Source organism: Clostridioides sp. ZZV15-6598, assembly GCF_020657705.1.
Lineage (GTDB): Bacteria > Bacillota > Clostridia > Peptostreptococcales > Peptostreptococcaceae > Clostridioides > Clostridioides difficile_F.
Genome location: NZ_JAGWCS010000315.1, coordinates 1 through 515 on the forward strand (window position 1 = coordinate 1; position 515 = coordinate 515).

The following is a 515-nucleotide window of genomic DNA, read 5'->3' on the forward strand; positions in this document are numbered from 1 at the left end:
TATATAGTTTTATTGCTCATAGCTATTTCTTTTTTAAATTGTTGCATATTATTCACATTTTCTTACAGAGGTAAATTTTATGTGATTTTAATTACCTTGATAATTTTGGCAGGGCTATATTTTTCAACAGTATATATAAATATAATTAGTTTGTTTAGAAAGTATTATGGGTTTGTTGGGACGCAACTTAATTCTTTAGGTAATTATGTATTAAGTTTTATAGTTATAATGTTTATTTTAAATGGAATCTCTTATTTATTAATAAATAAGAAATTGTCTATTTAGGAGGTGTGACATGAAATTAAAATCTAAAGTATCTATACTCACTATATTTTTAGCAGTAGCAATATATTTTAGTATAGATGTATTGAACAATGAAAACAATTTAGGCATAAAAACTATAAAAGGTGACCCAGATGAATTGGACTATATAAACATAGATTTTGGATATGACTCTAATGGTTATATAAATTCAAAATATATAATAAATGGAAGTAATAAAACTAAGGAAACAG

General features: G+C 23.3%; 1 pseudogene. It reads left to right on the forward strand.

Annotated features, from left to right (window positions below):
* Nucleotides 1-295: 295 nt before the first annotated feature.
* Nucleotides 296-515 (forward strand): annotated as a pseudogene (locus KGF50_RS21810) (hypothetical protein); the annotation flags it as partial.